Here is a 20992-nt window from a genome sequence, read left to right as displayed (position 1 = left end):
TACGAGATGCATGAGAGTGACTGGAGTTCAGACGTGTGCTCTTCCGATCTCGCCCACGCCGTGCTGTCGCCATCGAGCCATGCTGGCAGAAGCTCGGTCTCGCCCGCAGCGGACTTGCCCGCGCGCCATTCGTCCAGAGCGATCACGAAATCCTGGGAGGCCATGAAACTGGTGATCTCGGACGGCAGAGCCTGCGCCTCGTCGATAAGTGTCGGCCAGCGCCAGCTTTCGGCCAGCGTAAGCGTGCCATCGGCATCGATCAGGAACAGCGCGGCGGACGGGCTTTCCGTAATATCTGCCAGCGCCTTGGGAATCCGCAAATGGAGGCCATCGCCTTCCTCCGTCCCGCGCCCGATCGTATCGGCAAGCCGCAGCCATTCGGCGCGGTAATCGTAGCGATGGCTGAAGAGGTGTTTCTGCACCGTGACCTTGAGCCATGCGCGGAAACGGGTCGAAGGCAGCCACAGCGCAGCCACGGTCAGCACCGCGACCAGGAAGCCGACCTGCGCAAGTCGTGCTCCATCCGCATCGAGCGCGCTCAGCAGGCGAGCAACGCCAGCCATCGCGAGCAGGTATCCCCCGATCAGCAGTAGCGAGAGCGACCGGAAGGCCACATGGCGCGAAGCCTGGAAGCGCAGGCGGCGCACATCCGCGCCCAGTGCCATTGCCAGCGGCACGAAAGCGATCCCCACGATCAATCCGCGTAGTTCCGCGATCTGGCCGGGAAAATACCCGGTGAACCATGTCACGACATAGAAATTGAGCTCGAACACCCACAGTGCGGAAAGCGACAGCGCCACCCAGCGTGTGCCTGAACGATCCTGTTGCGAAGCGCCGATATAAAGGTTGTGGAGCAGCACCAGCGACCCAATCGCCACCAGCATATGCAACAGCGCAGACACGCGCAGCGCCGCTTCTGCAAAACTTGCACCGCTGTTCAGCGGTCCGCTGGCGGCGAGCACGGCGCATTGTAGAAGCTCCGCAAACACCAGGCTTGCAAACACGAACCTCACGCGCTGCGCGCTCTCGCGGTCTACTCCGCCCGCAAACAGCGCATTCAGCAGCGCCAGCCACGAAAGGTTGCGAATGCTTTCAGCTGCTGCCGTGCCGAGGCTTTCGGTGCCCAGCGCGGCGAGCACGCCGGCCCACAAGGCTGTCGTGAGCAGCGCAAGAATCCCGGCGATGCGCTGTTTGCGCCAAGACGACGGGCGCCGCGCAAGCCAGATTGCACCAATTGTGCAAGCGGCGGCACAGGCCGTGTTGCTGGCCAGGCTGACGATGTCCCAGGCTTCGCTTACCGAAATCATCGGGCACCGTCCGGAAACAGGATCACCCGGAGCGTCTGCAGCAGGATCAGCAGGTCGAGAAACGGCGTGTAGTTCTTCGCGTAGTAGAGATCGTATTCAAGCTTGTGGCGCGCATCCTCTATGCTGGCCCCATAGGGGTAATTGATCTGCGCCCAACCGGTGATGCCCGGCTTCACCATGTGCCGTTCGGCGTAATAGGGCAGCTTGTCTTCCAGATCGTTGACGAAATGCGGCACCTCGGGGCGCGGACCCACGAAGCTCATCTCGCCCTTGATGACGCTCCATGTCTGCGGCAGCTCGTCGATGCGGACCTTGCGGATGAAGCGACCGAGCCGGGTGATCCGCGGATCGTTCTCGCTCGCCCACTTGGCACCGTCCTTCTCCGCATCGGTGCGCATGGAGCGCAACTTGAGTACCCAGAACGGCCGACCATACAGACCGACGCGCTGCTGCCGGAAGAAGGCCGGTCCCTTGCTGTCGATCTTCACCAGCACGGCGAACAGCGCGATGACAGGCAGGGACACGATCAGCAGCAACGTGCCGACTGCAATATCGAAACTGCGTTTCGCAATGCTCGACCAGAGCCGTCCTGCCGAGAAGCCTTCGGAGAAGATCAGCCAGCTGGGATTGAGCGTGTCGAGATCGACGCGGCCCGTTTCCCGCTCAAGGAAACTCGATACCTCGTGCACGGGGATGCCACGCGTGCGCACACGCAGGAGGTCCGCCAACGGCAGGGCATTGCGGCGCTCTTCCAGTGCCAGCACCAGTTCGGCTCCGCGTTGCCGCGCGACATGGGCACCCAGATCGGCAATCTGATCGCGCGAGATTGCTTCGGGCAGAATCCGATGCGCCTCGTTCATTGCGATGAAGCTCGTGATGACGAAGCCGCTGTCTTCCTGCGCGGAAAGGGCCTTCAGCCGGGCAGCGCGGCTACCCGCACCCAGCACCACCACGCGGCGTTTAAAGCGCTCGCGGTCCACCGCATGGCTCAGGCCGACGCGAATGATCCCGATCATGACTGCCGCAAGCCCGAGCGCATAGAGTAGGGTCGAGCGCCAAAAGCCCATGGTCGGCAACATGAAGTCGATCACCGCAAGCGCGACGCCGCCGAGAGAAAGAGCCACAAGGCTGCGTGCGAAGGCATAGCGCGGGCTGCGCAGCGCCTCGGGACTGTAAAGCCCGATTGCGACCATCGCGAGTGAGCAGATGAGCGTAAATCCCAGGATCGGGAGCACGCGTTCGGTCCAGTCCCCGGCATCCATTCCGATCTGCGCGGCACGAATATGCCAGGCAAGATCGCCCGCCAGCAGCAACAGCGCGAGATCGCACAGCCCGAACAGCAGCACCGTGTGCGGAATGTAGTGCTTGAAAAGGCGGATCATCGCAGCGTGCCGGGCCCCAATTTTTCGCGAGGCTTCGCGAAATTCGACTTGGTGCCCGGCTTACGCGCGAGTGATGAAATGTCGGTAAACTTTACACCGCCATTGGGCGGCGGAATTCCCCTATTCGCTAGGCGCGACGCGGTCTGCGGCGTCTTCCACTGCCTCGCCGGCATCATTTACGGCATCGCCGACCTGCGTGGCGGCATCGCCGATCGCATTGTCCTTGGCGACCTCGGCATTGCTCATGTTGCTGAAGAAGTAGACCGCGACGAGGATCGCGATCACGGCGAGGATGATGAGCAGGATCGTACTGCCACCGCCGCCGTGTTTTTCGCCATCGGTCACCACCGTGTGCGTGGTGTGGGTGTTACCGGCTTCGTCGGTATGTTCGGTAATACGTTCTTCGGTCATGGCTTTGCGCCCCTCTATATCATTCCTGATTTGCAAAAAGCGCAACCGCGAGCCGGGTTCCCTTTTTGCGGTTAGTCAACCGGTGCCTGTGCAGGCCCGCGCAATGATCGCGCGGGGCACTCTACGCGGCGACACATCCGGCAACCGGGGCCGATTGGCATTGCGTCTTCGGGGCGCAGGGAGATGCCCTTGGCGAGCGAGAAATTGTCCGCGAAGCGTGCCTCGATCCCCAGCAACATGACATCGCTACGCGGTTCGTCGGCCACGGCCGGGGCCGCGATTTGGGCGACGACCCAGTGCTGCGGGCCCAGAGCGCCATCTTCCATCAGCACGGCCTGCGCATGCCATGGCGCGCTCGATTGCGATTGAAGCAACGGACATGCCGGTCGCCTGTCGAGCATGCTCGTCTCGCTCGCCCCCAGCAGCCGTTCGACCAGCTGGAGCGCCGGATCGACCCGCCCGGCGAAGAAGGGCAGGCCGCGCTGCCCCACCCGCTGCAGTGTCGTCAGCCTTCGTGCGACTTCGCCCACATCGGTGCCGAAGCGCCTCGCAAGCACGACCGGATCGTAACCTGTCGCATCACAAGCCCGCATGAACCGCCCATAGGGCATCAGGAGTGCTCGCGCGAAATATCCGCGCAGGTAGCCAGCAAACGCGTCCCGCGCACCGGGGTGATCGAAGCTGGCGCCGCCCGCAATATTCGCGATCATCTCCCGGTATTCGAGCGCGGCGATCTGCATGCCGAGCGCGAGGTTGCGCGCGGCAGGAGTCAGCATTTCGGAGAGCTGCACCTGCCGGGCATGCAGGTCGAGCCGACGATTGGTCTCTGGCAACACCGCGCGCGGCAGGTACCGGATGGCGAGATCGTGCCGGTCGCGCAGGTAATCGGTCAGTGCGGCACCAATATCGGCGCGGGTCAGGCGTAGCTCGTCGGCCAGGTTTTCCGCCGCTTCGTCTAGATCGGCAAAGTGGTTGCGCCACCGCTCGATCGCGCGCCACACCTCGGCCTCCATCGACACCGTATCGGCCCGCGGCCCGCCGCCTTCGTCGAACAGGCGGGAGAACGCCGCTGCCGCGAGGGGAGCCGCCGCGAGGAATTCGGTCACTTCCGCACGGTCGATGCCCAGGTCGGCGAAGCGTTCGTCAGCCAGACGCCGCGCCAGCCCGTCGATCCCGCCGATCGCGGCATTCTCTTGCAGTGCACGTGGATCGTAATCGAACTCATCGACCAGTTGCAGGACGACGCGCGCGGTCACTGGCCGCTGGTTGCGCTCGATCAGGTTAAGGTAGCTGGGCGAGATCGACAGGCGCTGCGCCATCGCTGCCTGTGTCAGCCCTTCACGCCTGCGCAGGCGCCTGAGGGCTGCACCGGCATAAAGAGAGGGTTCGCTCATGACATCGGACCTTATTGGTGCTTGTAAATTTTATTACAATCACACAAGCGTTTCGCTCCGATTAAGCGATAACAGACAAGTTAGCTTGTGAACATCCCTGTCCGATCCTGACGCTCCACCGTATCTGCGGTGTCACGAATACATATCGGACGGAGTTTCCCCATGACCTACGCACAAGAAATCGAGAACCTGCAGACCCGTATAGCCGATGGTGGCCATGCATGGGCCGCGATCGACCCCGCATCGGCTGCGCGTATGCGCCTGCAGAACCGTTTCCGCACCGGGCTCGACATCGCGAAATACACCGCGAAGATCATGCGCGAAGACATGGCAGCCTATGATGCCGACCCCACGAAATACACCCAGTCGCTGGGCGCATGGCACGGGTTCATCGGCCAGCAGCAGATGATCGCGATCAAGAAGCATTTTGGCAGCACCAAGCAGCGCTACCTCTACCTGTCGGGCTGGATGGTCGCCGCGCTGCGCAGCGAGTTCGGGCCGCTGCCCGACCAGTCGATGCACGAGAAGACCAGCGTCCCGGCACTGATCGAGGAAATCTACACCTTCCTGAAGCAGGCCGACGCCCGCGAACTGGGTGGCCTGTTCCGCGAACTCGACGCCGCCAAGGAGGCGGGCGATGCGGTCACCACGCACCGCCTGCTGGGCCAGATCGACAATTACGAAACCCACGTGGTTCCGATCATCGCCGATATCGACGCGGGCTTCGGCAATGCCGAGGCAACGTACTTGCTCGCCAAGCAGATGATCGAAGCCGGTGCCTGCGCGCTCCAGATCGAGAACCAGGTTTCCGACGAGAAGCAGTGCGGCCACCAGGACGGCAAGGTTACCGTACCGCACGAGGACTTCCTCCAGAAGATCCGCGCGATCCGCTACGCTTTCCTCGAACTGGGTGTGGAAGACGGGATCATCGTTGCGCGGACGGACAGCCTGGGTGCAGGCCTGACCAAACAGATCGCTTACTCGAAGGAGCCGGGCGACCTGGGTGACCAGTACAACAGCTTCCTCGACGCAGAACCGGTCGATCCGGCCAATATTGGCAACGGGCAGGTCTTCATCAGCCGCGACGGGCAGTTGATGGCGCCCAAGCGCCTGCCGTCGAACCTGTACCAGTTCCGCGCCGGAACGGGCGTGGACCGGGTTGTGCTCGACTGCATCACCTCGCTCCAGAACGGGGCCGACCTGCTGTGGATCGAGACCGAGAAGCCGCATGTCGAGCAGATCGCCGAGATGGTCGACAAGATCCGCGAGACGGTGCCGAACGCAAAGCTGGTCTACAACAACTCGCCCAGCTTCAACTGGACGCTGAACTTCCGCCAGCAGGTATTCGATGCCTGGCAGGAGGAAGGCCGCGACCTGTCGCAGTACGATCGCGCCAAACTGATGAGCGTGGACTACGACGGTACGGAGCTTGCCCAGGAAGCGGACGCGAAGATCCAGAGCTTCCAGGCCGATGCCGCGAAGCGTGCGGGTATCTTCCACCACCTGATCACGCTGCCGACCTACCACACGGCGGCGCTGAGCACGGACAACCTCGCCAAGCGCTACTTCGGTGAAGAAGCGATGCTCGGCTACGTCAAGAACGTGCAGCGCGAGGAAATCCGCCAGCAGATCGCCTGCGTGAAGCACCAGAACATGGCCGGGTCCGATATCGGCGACGACCACAAGGAATACTTTGCCGGTGAGGCCGCACTGAAAGCGGGCGGCAAAGACAACACCATGAACCAGTTCGCCGCCTGATAACGGCGGGAACCGGATGGCGGCTCAAGGGCTGCTTTAGGAGAACGAGGATGACCACGATGACAGAAGAAACGCCGAAGACCGAACCAGGCCGGGCACGCGCCCTGCTCTCGACTGCGGATTTCCGCCTGCTGCGGGCTGCGCTTGCCAGCCATGCGCGGGCAACCGAGGATCGCGAGGAGCTGGCGAAGATCAACGCCCTCCACCACCGGCTGGGCACCTACGTCCCCGACGCGGAATAACTGCGCGAGAGGATGCCAAGGGCGGGCGTATCGGGACATTCCGGTACGCCCGCTTTTCTTTTCGAGGGCATTCAGCCGCGCGGCATCAGCTGCATCGCCGCAGACGCGAGCGCTTCCGCACCGGTCGCGATGACCTTCTCCGCATCGGGCGCCCAGAACGGGCTGTGCAGCGAGGGCAGCGTCTTTTCACCCCGCTGCGCCGCTTCGAATTCGGCTTGGGGAACGCCGCCTACCCAGAAGATCAGCGACTGGATGTTCTGCGGATCGGCACGGCGGAACTGGCCGAAATCCTCGCCCCCCATCACGCTGGGCACCTTCACCACCTTCTCGTAGCCGAAGCGATCCTCGAAATGGGTCATCAGCCGGTCGGTGAATTCGGGATCGTTGTAGGTGGATGGCGTATAGGGCTCCTCCACTTCCACCACCGGCATCAGGTCGTCGGGCAGGCCCGCGGCAATCGCCTCGCCCCGGGCGATCCGTGCAATCCCGTCGAGCAGGAGCTTGCGCGATTTATCGGTGTAGCTGCGCACGGTCAGCTGCAATTTCGCTTCGTCGGAGATGATGTTGTGCTTTGCCCCGGCGCGGAAGCTGCCAACCGTCACGACACCCGGTTCCAGCGGGGAAAGCTCACGGCTGACCAGCGTCTGCAGCTTCATCACGATGGCGCTGCCGAGCACGACCGGGTCCTTGGTCGATTGCGGGTACGCACCATGCCCACCGACACCCTTCACCGTGATGTCCACGCTGTCCACATTGGCGAGCGCATATCCCGGCGCGAACCCGATCATCCCTGCGGGAAACTGCGCAGCGTCGTGGAATGCTATCGTGTAATCCGGCTTGGGAAAGCGTTCGTACAGGCCGTCCTCCAGCATGGCGAGCGCACCTAGCCCAAGTTCCTCCGCCGGTTGCAGGATCATCACCAATGTGCCGCTCCACTGGTCCTTGTGATCGACCAACTGCTGCGCCGCGCCGATCCAGCCCGCCATGTGCGTATCGTGGCCGCAGGCGTGCATCACGCCCGTCTCGACGCCAGAGGCAGGCGTCGCCGTGACGGTCGAGGCAAAGGGCAGGCCCGTCTGCTCGACCACCGGCAAGCCATCCATGTCCGCCCGCAGGAGGACGGTGGGCCCCTCCCCGTTCTCCATCACCGCGACGACGCCGGTCTTGCCGACACCCTCGGTCACCTCGAAGCCGAGGGCACGCATGCGCGCGGCCAACTTCGCCGCGGTTTCGAATTCCTCGAAACTCAGTTCGGGGTTGGCATGAAGATCGCGATAGAGCTCCATCAGTTCGGGCATGTCTTCGGCGATGCCCGCCTTCAGGCTGTCATCCTGCGCCCGTGCCTGCGCGGACGCGAGCAGGGCCGTGCCGATGATAGTGCTAAGAAATCCGAACTTCATGCCAATACCCCCCAAAGTCAGGCGGGCATTTGCTGACGCTAGAGCTGATAAGTCAACACCAGCAGGATGGAGAGCGTCGTCACCATCAGCAGCACCAGCGGCACGCCGGTGCGGATATAGTCCGCAAACTCGTAAGATCCTTCGCCCATGATCAGCATGTTCGTCTGGTAGGCGATGGGCGTTGCATAGCACAGGTTGCACCCGAACAGCACAGCCAGCACCAGCGGCTCTGGCGGGAGGCCCAGCTCGGTCGCGATACTGAATGCGATCGGCGTGCCCACCGTTGCGGCGGTCGCGTTGGAAGCGAAGTTCGTCAGCACGGTGACGAACAGCATGACTGCGGCGAGGACGAGTGCGGGTGCGAGCGCGGATAGTCCGAGCGACAGCGTGGCGCCAAGCCACGCGGCAGCGCCGCTCGATTCCACAATCGCGCCGACCGCAATACTCGCCGCGACCAGCACGATTACCTTGGCGGAGAGCGCCCGGCCGACCCGGTCGAATTTGACGCACCCGGTTACGAACATCAGGATCGCACCGGCCAGTGCAGAGATCGCAATCGGAAACAGGCCGATGGATGCAGTGAAGATCGCGCCGCCCATGATCACGGCCGCCATCACCGCCTTGGACCTGCGGGGAAGCTCGCGCATCCCTTCCAGCATCAGCAGGCTGTCCGCACGCGCGAATTCTTCCAGGTTGGCGCGCAGGCCTGTGACCATCAGCACATCGCCTTCCGCGAAACGCAGATCGCCTTCGGCATAATCGCCCTTGAGGCGCTGCCCGCTCGACCAGCGTTCCGGCCGATGGACACCGAGCACCGCCACACCATACCGGTCTGCGATTCCCGAACTTGGCAAGGTGCGCCCCAGGAGCCGGGAGTCGCCCGTCACCGCCACTTCGACGACGATAACATCCTCGTCGCGCGCTGCCGCCTCACGCTTGATCTTGGACAGGACCCAGTCCGGCGCGGCCTCGCCCCGCAAGGTCCGCATCGCGTCCTCGATCCCTTCCTGCGTGCCCGAGATCAGCAAGCGTTGCTGGGGCTGCAAACGCCCGATCGGCGGATCATGCACGGTCACGCTCTCGGAAAGCCTGGGCAGCACGTCGGACAGCAACTCGCCTGTCAGCGGACCATCCTCGCTCACCCGCAACCGCGCCTGGAACCGCCGGCGGACCCGCGTGTCCTCCGTCCGGTTATCCTTGAGCAGGCGCGGCATGACGAGCCACAGGTAGGGCAGCGCAATCGCGGCCGCGAACAGCACGATCGGCGTGTAGTGGAACACCCCCATTTCCGGCAGGCCGAGGTCGCTCGCGATCGATACGACCAGGATATTGGTCGAAGTGCCGATGGTCGTCGCCATCCCCCCGATCAGCACCGCCGCATTCAGCGGGATCAGCGTTTTCGAAGCAGGCAGCGCGCCCCGCGCGGCGAGGCTGACGAAGATCGGCAGCAGCAGGACCAGTACCGGCGTATCGTTGACCGCCATAGACAGCGCCATTGCCGCGACCAGCGAAATCAGCAGGCCGAGCTGCAGGTTCCACTTGAACAGCCGCTCCAGCAATTGCGCGGCGGGCTCCAGCGCGCCGGTGACCACCAGCCCGCGCCCCATGATCATCAGCGCGCAGATCGTGATCAGCGCGTAATGGCCGAAGCCGGAGAACGCGATGGCCAGCCCGTCGGTCGGCTTCATCTCCGGCAAGGGGAAGAAATAGAGGAACACCGCGATAACGGCGATAGTCAGCAGCGAGACGATTTCGGTCGATAGCTTGCTGCGCGCGAAGCCGAAGAACATCGCGATCGTCACGATCATCGCGGCGATCGCGTGAAAGGAAGGAGGTTCGATCATCGCTGCGTCAAGCGATAGCGTTCCGCGGTATGCCTTAGCAATGCACCATACGCGCAAACCGGCGTATTTTCAGCCGAAAGATGTGGTGCCCCTGGCCCGACTCGAACGGGCACTCCGTAAGGAACTCGATTTTGAGTCGAGCGCGTCTACCAATTCCACCACAGGGGCATCTCGTCCGCGCGCCATAATGTGCGCGAGGGCGTTAGCGCAAGCTGTTCGCCACGATCTTGTGCATCTTGGAATGCAATCCGTCGTTCCCGGCCAGCACCTGCTTGTGCAGGACCGGTTCGCTGCGCCCGCGGTAATCGGTCACGAAACCGCCCGCTTCGCGCACCAGCAGGCACCCTGCCGCAGTGTCCCAAGGTTGCAGGTCGCTTTCCCAGAACCCGTCAAAACGCCCGGCAGCGACCCATGCAAGGTCGAGCGAGGCGGCACCAAAGCGACGGACACCCGCAACCTCGGGGCCGAGCGCCCCGTAAATCCGGCTCCACTCAGCGAAATTGCCGTGGCCCTGGAAGGGCATGCCGGTCGCCACGAGGGCATCGCTGAGGCGCGAGCGGGAGGAGACGCGAAGGCGCCCGTCGTGCAGCCACGCACCACGCGTTTTCTCGGCCCAGAAGGTTTCGTCGGTGATCGGCTGGTAGACGACTGCGGCGGTCACATCGCCCCAGCCCGATCCGTCCAGCTTGCGCTCCTGCACGGCGATGGAGATCGCGAAGTGCGGAATGCCGTGGAGGAAGTTGCTTGTCCCGTCGAGCGGGTCGATCACCCAGCGCGGCGCATTCTCGTCCTCGCCCTTGATCTCGCCGGCCTCTTCCAGAAGGAAGCCCCAGCCTGGGCGCGCCTGCAGCAGATCGTCATACAGCGAGCGTTCGGCACGCATGTCTGCCTTGCTGACGAAATCGGCAGGCCCCTTGCGGCTTACCTGCAGGTGCTCGATCTCGCCGAAGTCGCGCCGCAGGCGGTTGCCCGCACGCCGCGCGGCCTTTTCCATGACGCGAATGATACCGGGTAAGACTGGCATTTCTATTCAATTCCGTTCGGTTCGAGCTGAAGTCGAGAACCCTGGCCTGAACGTGTCTCGACTTCGCTCGACACGAACGGTGCTGGTTACTTAGCCGGCCTTCCCGACGTAGCTTTGTTCGTACACGTCGACGATGATGCGCGTGCCGCTTTCGATATGCGGCGGCACCATGATCCGCACCCCATTGTCGAGGATCGCGGGCTTGTAGCTGGAAGAGGCAGTCTGCCCCTTCACCACCGCATCGGCCTCCACGATTTCGGCTTCGACCTGTTCGGGCAACGCGACCGAGATGGGCTTTTCTTCCCACAGTTCCAGCGTCACGGTCATCCCGTCTTGCAGGAACGGGCGCGCATCGCCCAGTAGGTCGCTCGGCAGGTTGATCTGCTCGTATGTGTCGGTGTCCATGAACACCAGGAACTCGCCATCCTCGTACAGGAACTGGTAGTCCTTGGTGTCGAGCCGCACCTTCTCGACCGTGTCGGCGCTGCGGAAGCGCACGTTGGTCTTGCGGCCATCCTGCAGGTTCTTCATCTCGACCTGCATGTAGGCCCCGCCCTTGCCCGGCTGAGTGTGCTGGATCTTGGCGACCTTCCAGATGCCGCCTTCATATTCGATAATATTGCCGGGGCGGATATCGACGCCGCTGATCTTCATGGGAACGTACCTTGGGTCAAAGAGAAGTGGGGCCTGGTCGAGGTGCGGCAGGGCACCGGGGCAACAGGTCGCGGCGCCTTAGCCGAGCGCTCATGGTCAGGCAAGGTAAGGCGCACTATATTGCCTGCCATGGACAGGATTTCGAACTTCACCACGCCGCTACTTGCCGCGACCGCGCTCTGCACACTGGCGACACCGGCGCTTGTTGGCGCCACGCAGCCGACCATGCCGCAATCGGGCCGGGTCGATACGCTGCCGCTGGGCCAGTACGAGTGCACTTTGCCCGGCGATGCAAGCGGACCTGCCTGGCATCGCATCCCCGACAGCGATTTCGCGATCCTCAATGCTTCAAGCTACCAGGCACGCGGGGCGCGCGGTATCTACCTGCTGCGCGGCGACCAGGTGACATTCACGACCGGCCCTCTACGCGGCCTCATGTTCGAGCGATCGGGCGCCCGCATGCTGCGTGAACGCAAGGCCGACGGGTCGCTGGGCCGGATGCGGTGCGTGCGGAACGGCCCTAGCAATCCTTCAATCCTGCTGCCTCGACAGGTAGGGAAAAGGATTGATCGCATTGGTCGGCTCCCACCATTCGGCCTCTTCAGTGGTACGCATGATGGCGAAGTGCAGGTGCGGTGCATCGGGCGCGGCATTTCCGGTCGTGCCGACTTCGCCGAGCCGCTGGCCACGGCGCACCTTCTGGCCTTCCTTCAGCCCCGGCGCATACTTGTCGAGATGCGCGTAGTAGAAGATCGTCTCCTTGTCGGCGGAGCGAATATACAGCGAATTTCCGCCCGTTTCCGACTGGTAGATTTTCTCGATCGTGCCGGGGGCTGCGGCGATGACCGAAGTCCCCTTTGGTGCCATGATGTCGATCGCCTCGTGCAAGCGCGCACCGCCATCGCGTTCTGCCAGGAAGCTGTCGGTCAGTTCGCTGGGCCTGATGTTGAGCACCGGGATCACCATTTGCGACAATTCCCTGTCGCTCGGCATCGTGGCGTCGTCCTTGTTCGCCGTAGCCACGCGTTTCGCAGGGTTATCGGTGGAGGATTGTTCGCTCGCGACTACGCGATCCTCCTCGGTCATGTCTGTATCGCCCTGCGATACCTGGCCTGGTCGTGTCTTCTCGATCTGGCTGTCCGACCCTGCAAGGTCGAGAAGGCTGCCACCCGCCACGATCCACACCATCGATGTGATGGTGGCGGTGATGATGATCGTCAGCAGGCGATCGACAATGCCCAAAGTCTTCGCCTTGGCGGCCTTTAGCCCCTCAAACATGCCTTTCCTTCTCCAGTGCTTCGACGAAGGCTTTAACGGCCAGTTCCTCGTCCCCGTTCCAGATCGCGCCCGAAACGGCGAGGAAATCGGCGCCTGCGGCAATGAGCGGACCGCAGTTTTCCGGCGTTATCCCGCCGATTGCCACGCATGGTAGTTCGAAGATCTGCGACCACCAGCTGAGGATTTCCGGTTCGGGGCGCTCCGCGTCGCCCTTATCTTTCGTCGTGCTGGGAAAGAATGCGCCGAACGCAACGTAATCCGCCCCGGCCTCGCCCGCTTCCATCGCGAGATGACGCGAAGCGTGGCACGTCACGCCGATCTGCACCTGCATGCCCAGCGCATCGCGCGCTTCTGCCACAGTGCCATCGTCCTGCCCCAAGTGCACACCATCCGCCTTCAGCCGCTTGGCGAGCGCGATGTCGTCGTTGACGATGAAGGCGACATCGTGTGCGGCGCAGATTTCCTGCAATGGCGCAGCGAGCGCGGCAGCTTCATGCTGGCTGGCGGTCCCTTCGAATCCTTTCACGCGGAACTGGAATGCGGTGATGTGGTCCTTTCCCGCCTCCAGTGCCCGGCCCAACCTGGCCGGAAAGTCGCCGCCCACATCGAGCGGGGAAATCAGGTATAACTGCGTCGGGATATGCGGCGGTACGCCATTTGGATCGGTCATGGCTCGCGCAGGTAGCGTCCCCTGCAGCGTTCGTCGATATTCAGCGCGCCGCAAGCATGCCGGGCGCTAGATACCCGGCGATGAAACACGCCATCCTGTTCGCCGCTGCACTGTCGCTCTCCGCCTGCGCAGTCGTGCCCAACTCGCCCATCGTCGATTCCCCGCACGAGGTCGCGCAGCAGGGAAGCGCCGTGGGCCTTCTCAAGCCGGTCCAGCTGGGCCGCGCCGTGGTCACCCCAATGCGTGTGACCGAGGACAGCCGCTGCCCGATGAACGCACGCTGCGTGTGGGCGGGCCGCGTCGTGGTGGAAACGCGCATCGACGGGATCGGCTGGCGGCAGACGCAGCCGCTCACACTGGGTGAGCCGCATACGGTGCGCGGCATTACCGTGACGCTGGTTTCGGTCATGCCCGAACAGCAGACCGGAAAGCAGATCGGTTCCGCCGAGTATCGCTTCGTTTTCGAAGGGGGCTAGGCCCGCCCCCGCCGGGTTTACCGGACCTCAGCCCGCGACGCTGGCTGCGTAAATTTCGTCGATCGCGTGTCCGAGCGCGTCGTTGAATTTCGCATCGTCCATCTGCGCGCGCAGTTCTTCCAGCAGTGCACGGCTGAAGCTCGCGATCATGCCGGTGTTCTTGGCCAGCTCGCGGCAGGCTTCATCACGGCCATAGCCGCCCGACAAGGCAACCACGCGCAGAACCTTGGGATGTTCGACCAACGGCAGGTACAGGTTCGGCTCGCTGGGGATCGTAAGCTTCAACATCACTTGCTGGCCATCGGGCACACGCTCCAACTGTTCCTGGAAGGCGGCGAGCAGATGCGCTTCGGCTTCGCCGCGGGTGGAAGACTTCAGGCTGACTTCGGGCTCGAGGATCGGGACGAGGCCATGGCCGAGGATTTCCAGCCCGAAATCCATCTGTTGCCGCACCGCGTCTGCAATGCCCTGCTGGTTCGCTTCGTGCACGACCGAGCGCATCTTGGTGCCGAACACGCCGAGTTCCTTGGCGCGGGCGCATTGTGCCCCCAGCTGCGGCATATCCTTCATCAGCTGCACGCCATTGGCTTCGTCGTGCATGCCCTTGTCGACCTTGAGGAAGGGCACGATGCCCTTGCCTGCAAGGCGCTGGGGGATCGGCATGCCTTCAGGGTTGCAGCCCTCCATCGTCTTTTCGAAGAGGATGGCGCCAACCACCTTTTCGCCGGTGAAGGCGGGACTTTCCACGATGCGGCAGCGCATTTCGTGGATCTTGGCGAACATCTCGTCCTCGCCCGAATATTCGCTCTCGGCCACGCCATAGCCCGCCAGCGCCTTGGGCGTGGAGCCACCCGACTGGTCGAGCGCGGCGATAAACCCGTCACCCTTGGCGATCTGCGCCTTCATCTCTTCAAAATTCATGCTGTGTTCGTCCCATGCATACGAATGCCTTGGCGCGGCGCTTAGCGTTCCAGCAGGCAAGTCGCAACCGCTGGGAGGCGACTTACTCGTGCCTTTTGCCGGTGGTGATCAGCGTGTGCCGCGTACCTTGCGGATGATCGCATCGAAACGCAGTACCGGGTTGCCATCGGCCCTGACGATCCCCGCGACGAAGATCGTCTTGCCACCGGCCCGCACGACCTCGCCGGTCGCCTCGACAAGCTGGCCGACCCGCACGGGGTCGAGGAAATCGCCCGCCAGCGACAAGGTGACGCCATGGCTGCCGTCCATCGCCGGACGTGCAATGGTGAAGATCGCGCTGTCCGCAAAGGTCATCAAACAACCGCCATGCATGAAGCCCGCGCCGTTCATGTGACGCGGTTCGGCCCGAAAGGCGATACGCGGCGTGCCATCTGCATCGATCGTTTCATAGAACGGGCCCGCGCGCTGCTCGAACGCATCGCTCTGCCACACCTGCCAGCCCGCGAACTCGCCTTCGGTTACATCGACGAGACCGACGCCGCCCGCTTCGCCTACGCCTTCGTTCTCGCTCATGCGGACCCTTTCAGCGCTTCGACACCGGGCAGTGGCTTTCCTTCCATCCATTCGAGGAAAGCGCCACCTGCTGTTGAAATATAGGTGAAATCTTCGGAGACATCGGCGGCATTCAGCGCTGCAACCGTATCGCCACCCCCTGCGATAGAAACCAGCGAGCCTTCCTTGGTAAGCGCGGCTGCGGTCCGTGCGAGGCTGACCGTTGCCGCTTCGAACGGCGGTGTCTCGAACGCGCCCAGCGGCCCGTTCCACACAAGCGTGCGGCAGGTCTTAAGCACATCGGCCAGCGCCTCGGTCGCTTGCGGTCCGATATCGAGGATCATCTCGTCCGCCGCGACCTCGTGCACATTGCTGGTCCGTAAGCTGGCAGGATTGGCGGAAAATTCCTTCGCCACGACGACGTCATAGGGCAAATGGACCGTGCAGCCCGCGTGATCGGCGGTGTCCATGATCGCGTTCGCCTTGCCGACCAGGTCGTGCTCGCACAGCGACTTCCCTACATCCGCACCCCGCGCGGCGAGAAAGGTGTTTGCCATCCCGCCGCCGATGATGAGGTGTTGGACCTTGCCGACAAGGTTTTCGAGCACGTCGAGCTTGCTCGAAACCTTCGCCCCACCGACGACTGCAGCAACGGGTGTTTCCGGGTTGCCCAGCGCCGCGTCGAGCGCCTTGAGCTCCGCTTCCATCGCGCGGCCGGCATAGGCGGGAAGCAGGTGCGCGAGGCCTTCTGTGCTGGCATGCGCCCGGTGCGCGGCGGAGAAGGCATCATTGACGTAGAAATCGCCATGCGCAGCGATGGTCTTCGCGAAATCGGGGTCGTTGGCTTCCTCGCCAGGCCAGAAACGCGTGTTTTCCAACAGGCCGATATCGCCATTGCGCAGGATACCGAGCGACTGCTCCACCGACGGACCAGACACTTCGGAGATGAACATCAGCTCCTTGCCCAACACATCCGCCACATCGCCCTGCACATAGCTTGTGCTCATGGTCGAATTGCGCTGCCCCTTGGGCCGGCCGAAATGGGCGAGCAAGAGGACCTTGGCGCCCTTGTCGCACAGTTCGAGAATGGTCGGCTTTGCCGCCTCGACCCGGGTGACATCCGTGGCCGAGCCATCTTTCATCGGCAGGTTGAGATCGACACGCACCAGCGCAACCTTGCCGGAAAGATCGGTAGACAGATCGTCGAGGGTTTTGAAATTCGCCACTATCACGTCCCCTCCTCTCCCTCGATGGGAGAGGGATACGAAGCCTTGCGAGCCTGTCTCGCTAGGCGGAGTTGGGAGAGGGTGACCAGTGCAGCATCCCCTCTCCAAGCTATGCTAGCCACTATAGCGGCAAGCGGCGCTATCCTCTCCCGAAATGGGAGAGGATGATATCAGATCAGCCCCGCCATCACGCCGGCGGTGTCGATCATACGGTTCGAGAAACCCCATTCGTTGTCGTACCAGCTGACCACGCGGGCCAGCTTGCCTTCGAGAACGGCAGTTTCCAGACTGTCGACCGTGCTGCTGGCGGGCTGGTGGTTGAAATCGCTGCTGACCAGCGGCTGGTCGGTGAAATCGAGCACGCCCTTCATCGGGCCTGCCGCGGCCGCCTTCAGCGCTTCGTTCAGTTCGTCGGCGCTGGTGTCGCGGCCGGGGGTAAACACGAGGTCGATCAGCGAGACGTTGGGCGTCGGCACACGGACCGACGACCCGTCCAGCTTGCCGTTGAGCTCGGGCAGCACCAGACCCACAGCGCGCGCGGTGCCGGTGGTGGTCGGAATCATGTTCTGTGCACCACCGCGCGCCCGGCGCATGTCGGAATGCATCTGGTCGAGCATGCGCTGGTCGTTGGTGTAGGAATGGATCGTGGTCATGAAGCCACGTTCGATCCCGACGGTATCGTGCATCACCTTCGCCACGGGAGCGAGGCAGTTGGTGGTGCAGCTGGCATTGGAGACGATGTGATCGTCACCCGTCAGCGTCTCGTGGTTCACGCCATAGACGATCGTCTTGAGGTCGCCCTTGGCCGGGGCCGAGATCAGCACGCGTTTGGCACCCGCATCGAGATGCGGCTTCGCGGCGTCGACCGACTGGAAGAAGCCGGTGCATTCGAGCACGATGTCGACGCCCATGTCACCATGCGGCAGCTTGCCAGGCTCACGCTCGCTCGTGACGGCGATTTTCTTGCCATCCACGACCAGCGCATTGCCATCGACCGTCACCTTTCCGGGGAAGCGGCCATGCGTCGAATCATACTGGAACAGCAGCGCATTGGCATTCGCATCGGCCAGGTCGTTGATCGCGACCAGCTCCAGATCGTGATCGCTACGCTCCAGAATGGCGCGTGCGACAAGGCGCCCGATGCGCCCGAAACCGTTGATTGCAACCTTGGTCGCCATGACGTGTCTTCTCCTGACTTATGCTTCCAGCTTGGCGAGGATCTTGGATACGATCGCCTCGCTCGTGAATCCGAAATGTTCGAAGGCGTCCTTGGCCGGGGCCGAGGTGCCGAAACTGTCGATGCCGATGCGCAGTCCGTTGCTCATCGTGTAGCGTTCCCACCCGAAGGTGGTGCCCGCTTCGATGCTGACGCGCAGGATTTCCTCCGGCCCGACATTGGGGAGGATGTTGTCGCGATAGGCAGGGCTCTGCTCGTCGAACAGCTCCGCACAGGGCATCGAGACCACATCGGCGCCAATACCGCGCGATTCCAGCTCTGCCGCGCATTCGAGGGCGAGGCCGATTTCGGAACCGGTCGCGATCAGGATCACGCGACGCTCTGCCTCGGCATCCTTCGCACGATAGGCTCCGCGCGCGCTCTGGTTGCCGTCGGCCGCCTCGGTACGGAACTGCTCAAGGCCCTGCCGCGAAAGCGCGAGCACCGTAGGCCGCTTCTTCTGCTGTAGCGCCACTTCCCAGCACTCGGCGGTTTCCACCGCATCGCCGGGGCGCATCACCAGCAGGTTCGGGATCGCACGCAAGCTCTGCAGGTGCTCGATCGGCTGGTGCGTCGGCCCGTCCTCACCCAACCCGATCGAATCATGCGTCATCACGTAGATCACGCGCGCTTCCTGCAGGGCGGACAGGCGGATCGCGGGGCGGCAGTAATCGCTGAACACCAGGACGGTGCCGCCATAGGGGATCACACCGCCGTGCAGTGCCATCCCGTTCATCGCAGCGGCCATGCCGAATTCGCGGATCCCGTAATACACGTAGCGACCGCCAGCATTGTCGGCAGAGAAATCACCCAACTCGGCCGTCTTGGTGTTGTTGGACCCGGTCAGGTCAGCCGATCCGCCTATGGTGTCGGGCAGGCGCTGGTTGATAACCGACAGCGCGTTCTCGCTCGCCTTGCGGGTGGCGACCTTCTGCGGCTCGCGAACCAGCTCGGCGACGAATTCGCTCAGGTCGAAACCTTCGGGCAGGTCGCCCGCCATGCGGCGTTCGAATGCGGCCTTGTGGTCGCTCGATTCGAGCCGCGAGAGCCATTTGGACCGCGCATCGGAACCGCGCGACCCGGCAGAGCGCCATTCGCTCGCGATCTGGTCTGGAATCTGGAATGGTTCTGCGCGCCAGTTGAGCTGCTCGCGCGCGGCGGCCACTTCGTCGGCACCCAGCGGGGATCCGTGCGTCGCCGCGGTCCCCTGCTTGTTCGGTGCACCGCGGCCGATCATCGTACGGCAGGCGATCAGCGCGGGCCGATCTTCTGCCAACGCCTCTTCGATAGCGCGAGCGATGTCGGCATAGTCGTGCCCGTCGCACGCATTGACGAACCAGCCCGTCGCCTCGAACCGTGCGCGGATGTTCTCGCTGGTCGAAAGGTCGGTGCTGCCATCGATGGTGATCTGGTTATCGTCCCAGAAGCAGATCAGGCGGCTGAGCTTCAGGTGGCCGGCAAGGCCGATAGCCTCGTGGTTGATGCCTTCCATCAGGCACCCATCGCCCGCGATCACCCACGTGTTGTGATCGACCAGCTCGTCACCGAATTGCGCGTTGAGATGCCGTTCGGCCATCGCCATGCCCACGGCCATCGCGAGGCCCTGCCCCAGCGGGCCGGTGGTGCATTCGACACCGGGCAGCAGGAAGTTTTCCGGGTGGCCGGCTGTGGGGCTGCCGAGCTGCCGGAAATTCTCGATGTCTTCCATCGTCGGCTTCGCAAAGCCGGAAAGATGCAGCAGCGAATAGAGCAGCATCGAGCCATGGCCTGCGCTCAGCACGAAACGGTCTCGGTCGGCCCAGCCTGGCGCGCTGGCATCGTATTTCAGGTAATTCGACCACAGCACGGTCGCGACATCGGCCATGCCCATCGGCATCCCGGGATGGCCACTTTGCGCCTTTTGCACCGCATCCATGGACAGGGCCCTGATGGCATTGGCCATCGGGATCATGCGTGCAGGGTCGAGACTCATGCCTGGGGAAACTCCTGAGCGGCGTTGGAGTGCCGTGATTCGATCACCGCCGTGCCTTCGACAAGGCAAGCCCGCAGGTCAAGGGAACGCGGGGAAGAAACAGGCATGAGCGCACCAAGCTGTCCAAAAAATCGCCGCCGCTCTTGGGGATCAACGATTTGCGCAGTACACCTCAGCTTATGACAGATCAAAGGCTCGAACAGGCGGTCCAGCGGATCGAGCGGGCACTGGCGCGGATCGCTGCGGTTGCCGATTCCCCGGCGGCGGAAGGGGCCGGTGCGGACAGCGCGCTGGCGCAGCAGCACGAAGCGTTGCGGAGCATGGTGCGCGCAGAGCTCGACAAGCTCGACCATGTGATCGGCGAGCTGGAAAAGTGAGGCTGACGTCATGAGCTCAAGCGATGAGTAAGGTCGAGATCGCCATCGGAGGGCGCGATTTCGCGATCTCCTGCGGGCCAGAGGACGAACCTCGCGTGCGCGCGTTGGTGGAATCTATAAACGAGCATTATCAGGCAGTTGCTCCGCGTTTCTCACAAAATCTCTTGTTCGCCTGCCTGCGTGCAGCCGACGATGTGTACGAAAAGGCGGGAGTGGCTCCGGGCGAAGACCCCGAAGCGCGCCAGTTGCGAGAGCGCCTCTCGGCCGTCGAGCATGAGCGGGACCGGCTGGAAGCGGCCCTATCTGCCGCCACGGATGCACGCGGGCGGCTGGAGCGTGACATCAAGCAGGTCCGCGAGGAAGCCCATTCCCGCAACGATGCAGAAGCGCGGGCGCAAGCGGAGCGGATCGCTACGCTCGAAAAACGCTGTGCGGACCTCCAGCATCGGCTCGAAGATGCGCAGATGCAGGAATTGCCGTTCGCAGGCGCTACTTCGGGTGGCACATCCGACCCCGACCTGCTGCCAGCGCTGGAGCGGTTTGCCGGCCTTCTCGAAACCTGTGCCGACAAGCTTGAGGCGCGCGCTTGAGAGAACGCGGGCCAGTGCCTAGATGGGGAACTGGCGGGGCTGCCCGGCACGAGCCGTTGAATATCCCTGAGGCTATAAGCAATCCTAGGGAGCTGTCCCTGCCCTGGTCCACCAGTTCGGCTGTGGGATCGGGGTATACGGCGCCCACCTGACGTTTAGGCGTCAGAGGATTTCCCTGGCACCGACCCATGGTGGTCCCGCTACCTCCACCAAGCTTCCGTTCGCCTCGAGCGAAGTCGAGAGGCTGATTGCCTCTTCTCCTGAGCGTGGGTTCTCGAGATCGGAAGAGCACACGTCT

19 protein-coding genes, 1 tRNA gene and 1 pseudogene are annotated in these 20992 nt (G+C 63.3%); 5 read left to right on the top strand and 16 right to left on the bottom strand.

Annotated features, from left to right (window positions below):
- From ACEQXE_RS09030 to ACEQXE_RS09015, 4 genes and pseudogenes are all read right to left on the bottom strand, one after another.
- Positions 1–1307: pseudogene (locus tag ACEQXE_RS09030) on the bottom strand (PEP-CTERM system histidine kinase PrsK); the annotation flags it as partial.
- Positions 1304–2689 (bottom strand): TIGR03013 family XrtA/PEP-CTERM system glycosyltransferase, encoded by a 1386-nt coding sequence (locus ACEQXE_RS09025; RefSeq protein ID WP_370178597.1) that lies wholly within the window; start codon positions 2687–2689, stop codon positions 1304–1306. The pseudogene ACEQXE_RS09030 and the gene ACEQXE_RS09025, both read right to left, overlap by 4 nt.
- Positions 2690–2809: 120 nt before the next feature.
- Complete coding sequence (locus tag ACEQXE_RS09020; protein WP_370178595.1) at positions 2810–3100, bottom strand: hypothetical protein; 291 nt, start codon at positions 3098–3100, stop codon at positions 2810–2812.
- A gap of 71 nt (positions 3101–3171) precedes the next feature.
- Positions 3172–4494: a short-chain fatty acyl-CoA regulator family protein gene (locus ACEQXE_RS09015; RefSeq protein ID WP_370178593.1), complete on the bottom strand. Its 1323-nt coding sequence runs from the start codon at positions 4492–4494 to the stop codon at positions 3172–3174.
- Positions 4495–4656: 162 nt separating this feature from the next.
- Here ACEQXE_RS09015 and ACEQXE_RS09010 point away from each other — a divergent pair, with 162 nt between their 5' ends.
- Together ACEQXE_RS09010 and ACEQXE_RS09005 are read left to right on the top strand one after the other, a co-directional pair.
- Positions 4657–6252, top strand: a complete 1596-nt coding sequence (locus ACEQXE_RS09010; RefSeq protein WP_370178592.1) for an isocitrate lyase — start codon at positions 4657–4659, stop codon at positions 6250–6252.
- Between the two features lie 59 nt (positions 6253–6311).
- Positions 6312–6494, top strand: a complete 183-nt coding sequence (locus ACEQXE_RS09005; RefSeq protein WP_370178599.1) for a hypothetical protein — start codon at positions 6312–6314, stop codon at positions 6492–6494.
- Between the two features lie 71 nt (positions 6495–6565).
- On the opposite strand, the gene ACEQXE_RS09000 is transcribed toward ACEQXE_RS09005, so the two are convergent.
- From ACEQXE_RS09000 to thiE, 7 genes are all read right to left on the bottom strand, one after another.
- The gene (locus ACEQXE_RS09000) at positions 6566–7894 is read right to left on the bottom strand and encodes an amidohydrolase (RefSeq protein ID WP_370178591.1); all 1329 of its coding nucleotides are present in this window, start codon (positions 7892–7894) and stop codon (positions 6566–6568) included.
- Between the two features lie 38 nt (positions 7895–7932).
- Positions 7933–9738, bottom strand: a complete 1806-nt coding sequence (locus tag ACEQXE_RS08995; RefSeq protein ID WP_370178589.1) for an SLC13 family permease — start codon at positions 9736–9738, stop codon at positions 7933–7935.
- A gap of 83 nt (positions 9739–9821) precedes the next feature.
- Positions 9822–9906: transfer RNA gene (locus ACEQXE_RS08990), tRNA-Leu, on the bottom strand.
- 34 nt (positions 9907–9940) lie between these two features.
- Positions 9941–10762: an inositol monophosphatase family protein gene (locus ACEQXE_RS08985; RefSeq protein WP_370178587.1), complete on the bottom strand. Its 822-nt coding sequence runs from the start codon at positions 10760–10762 to the stop codon at positions 9941–9943.
- 90 nt (positions 10763–10852) lie between these two features.
- The gene (gene efp / locus ACEQXE_RS08980; RefSeq protein WP_370178585.1) at positions 10853–11416 is read right to left on the bottom strand and encodes an elongation factor P; all 564 of its coding nucleotides are present in this window, start codon (positions 11414–11416) and stop codon (positions 10853–10855) included.
- Between the two features lie 531 nt (positions 11417–11947).
- Positions 11948–12694 (bottom strand): M23 family metallopeptidase, encoded by a 747-nt coding sequence (locus ACEQXE_RS08975; protein WP_370178584.1) that lies wholly within the window; start codon positions 12692–12694, stop codon positions 11948–11950.
- Positions 12687–13364 (bottom strand): thiamine phosphate synthase, encoded by a 678-nt coding sequence (gene thiE / locus ACEQXE_RS08970; RefSeq protein WP_370178582.1) that lies wholly within the window; start codon positions 13362–13364, stop codon positions 12687–12689. The genes ACEQXE_RS08975 and thiE overlap by 8 nt, the downstream gene beginning before the upstream one ends.
- An 80-nt stretch (positions 13365–13444) precedes the next feature.
- Here thiE and ACEQXE_RS08965 point away from each other — a divergent pair, with 80 nt between their 5' ends.
- Entirely contained in the window at positions 13445–13840 is a 396-nt protein-coding gene (locus tag ACEQXE_RS08965) for a hypothetical protein (RefSeq protein WP_370178580.1), read from the top strand.
- A 27-nt stretch (positions 13841–13867) separates the two neighbouring features.
- Here the strand turns inward: ACEQXE_RS08965 and ACEQXE_RS08960 are convergent, their stop codons facing one another.
- The 5 genes from ACEQXE_RS08960 to tkt all read right to left on the bottom strand — a co-directional run bounded on the left by ACEQXE_RS08960 (position 13868) and on the right by tkt (position 19727).
- Positions 13868–14761: a fructose bisphosphate aldolase gene (locus tag ACEQXE_RS08960; protein ID WP_370178578.1), complete on the bottom strand. Its 894-nt coding sequence runs from the start codon at positions 14759–14761 to the stop codon at positions 13868–13870.
- A gap of 108 nt (positions 14762–14869) precedes the next feature.
- Positions 14870–15334, bottom strand: a complete 465-nt coding sequence (locus ACEQXE_RS08955) for a PaaI family thioesterase (RefSeq protein WP_370178576.1) — start codon at positions 15332–15334, stop codon at positions 14870–14872.
- Positions 15331–16539 carry a phosphoglycerate kinase gene (gene pgk / locus ACEQXE_RS08950; protein ID WP_370178575.1) on the bottom strand — a complete coding sequence of 403 codons (1209 nt, stop codon included), beginning with the start codon at positions 16537–16539 and terminating at the stop codon, positions 15331–15333. The genes ACEQXE_RS08955 and pgk overlap by 4 nt, the downstream gene beginning before the upstream one ends.
- A gap of 170 nt (positions 16540–16709) precedes the next feature.
- On the bottom strand, positions 16710–17717 hold the full coding sequence (gene gap / locus ACEQXE_RS08945) for a type I glyceraldehyde-3-phosphate dehydrogenase (protein ID WP_370178573.1): 1008 nt from the start codon (positions 17715–17717) through the stop codon (positions 16710–16712).
- An 18-nt stretch (positions 17718–17735) separates the two neighbouring features.
- Entirely contained in the window at positions 17736–19727 is a 1992-nt protein-coding gene (gene tkt / locus ACEQXE_RS08940; protein WP_370178571.1) for a transketolase, read from the bottom strand.
- Between the two features lie 179 nt (positions 19728–19906).
- Between tkt and ACEQXE_RS08935 the strand changes: the two genes are divergently transcribed.
- Positions 19907–20104, top strand: coding sequence for a hypothetical protein (locus ACEQXE_RS08935; protein WP_370178569.1), 198 nt, complete (start codon positions 19907–19909; stop codon positions 20102–20104).
- A 23-nt stretch (positions 20105–20127) separates the two neighbouring features.
- Positions 20128–20694: a cell division protein ZapA gene (zapA, locus tag ACEQXE_RS08930; protein WP_370178567.1), complete on the top strand. Its 567-nt coding sequence runs from the start codon at positions 20128–20130 to the stop codon at positions 20692–20694.
- Positions 20695–20992 lie beyond the last annotated feature (298 nt).

Origin of the sequence: Alteriqipengyuania sp., from assembly GCF_964222115.1 — a bacterium.
GTDB lineage: Bacteria > Pseudomonadota > Alphaproteobacteria > Sphingomonadales > Sphingomonadaceae > Alteriqipengyuania.
The sequence above is the reverse complement of the archived record's forward strand: the minus strand, read 5'-3'. Positions and strand labels throughout refer to the sequence as shown.

What these genes read in the sequence shown, in the direction of transcription:
- ACEQXE_RS09025 (WP_370178597.1), bottom strand. Translation starts at nt 2,689, where the DNA reads ATGATCCGCCTTTTCAAGCACTACATTCCGCACACGGTGCTGCTGTTC.
- ACEQXE_RS09020 (WP_370178595.1), bottom strand. Translation starts at nt 3,100, where the DNA reads ATGACCGAAGAACGTATTACCGAACATACCGACGAAGCCGGTAACACC.
- ACEQXE_RS09015 (WP_370178593.1), bottom strand. Translation starts at nt 4,494, where the DNA reads ATGAGCGAACCCTCTCTTTATGCCGGTGCAGCCCTCAGGCGCCTGCGC.
- ACEQXE_RS09010 (WP_370178592.1), top strand. Translation starts at nt 4,657, where the DNA reads ATGACCTACGCACAAGAAATCGAGAACCTGCAGACCCGTATAGCCGAT.
- ACEQXE_RS09005 (WP_370178599.1), top strand. Translation starts at nt 6,312, where the DNA reads ATGACAGAAGAAACGCCGAAGACCGAACCAGGCCGGGCACGCGCCCTG.
- ACEQXE_RS09000 (WP_370178591.1), bottom strand. Translation starts at nt 7,894, where the DNA reads ATGAAGTTCGGATTTCTTAGCACTATCATCGGCACGGCCCTGCTCGCG.
- ACEQXE_RS08995 (WP_370178589.1), bottom strand. Translation starts at nt 9,738, where the DNA reads ATGATCGAACCTCCTTCCTTTCACGCGATCGCCGCGATGATCGTGACG.
- ACEQXE_RS08985 (WP_370178587.1), bottom strand. Translation starts at nt 10,762, where the DNA reads ATGCCAGTCTTACCCGGTATCATTCGCGTCATGGAAAAGGCCGCGCGG.
- efp (WP_370178585.1), bottom strand. Translation starts at nt 11,416, where the DNA reads ATGAAGATCAGCGGCGTCGATATCCGCCCCGGCAATATTATCGAATAT.
- ACEQXE_RS08975 (WP_370178584.1), bottom strand. Translation starts at nt 12,694, where the DNA reads ATGTTTGAGGGGCTAAAGGCCGCCAAGGCGAAGACTTTGGGCATTGTC.
- thiE (WP_370178582.1), bottom strand. Translation starts at nt 13,364, where the DNA reads ATGACCGATCCAAATGGCGTACCGCCGCATATCCCGACGCAGTTATAC.
- ACEQXE_RS08965 (WP_370178580.1), top strand. Translation starts at nt 13,445, where the DNA reads ATGAAACACGCCATCCTGTTCGCCGCTGCACTGTCGCTCTCCGCCTGC.
- ACEQXE_RS08960 (WP_370178578.1), bottom strand. Translation starts at nt 14,761, where the DNA reads ATGAATTTTGAAGAGATGAAGGCGCAGATCGCCAAGGGTGACGGGTTT.
- ACEQXE_RS08955 (WP_370178576.1), bottom strand. Translation starts at nt 15,334, where the DNA reads ATGAGCGAGAACGAAGGCGTAGGCGAAGCGGGCGGCGTCGGTCTCGTC.
- gap (WP_370178573.1), bottom strand. Translation starts at nt 17,717, where the DNA reads ATGGCGACCAAGGTTGCAATCAACGGTTTCGGGCGCATCGGGCGCCTT.
- tkt (WP_370178571.1), bottom strand. Translation starts at nt 19,727, where the DNA reads ATGAGTCTCGACCCTGCACGCATGATCCCGATGGCCAATGCCATCAGG.
- ACEQXE_RS08935 (WP_370178569.1), top strand. Translation starts at nt 19,907, where the DNA reads ATGACAGATCAAAGGCTCGAACAGGCGGTCCAGCGGATCGAGCGGGCA.
- zapA (WP_370178567.1), top strand. Translation starts at nt 20,128, where the DNA reads ATGAGTAAGGTCGAGATCGCCATCGGAGGGCGCGATTTCGCGATCTCC.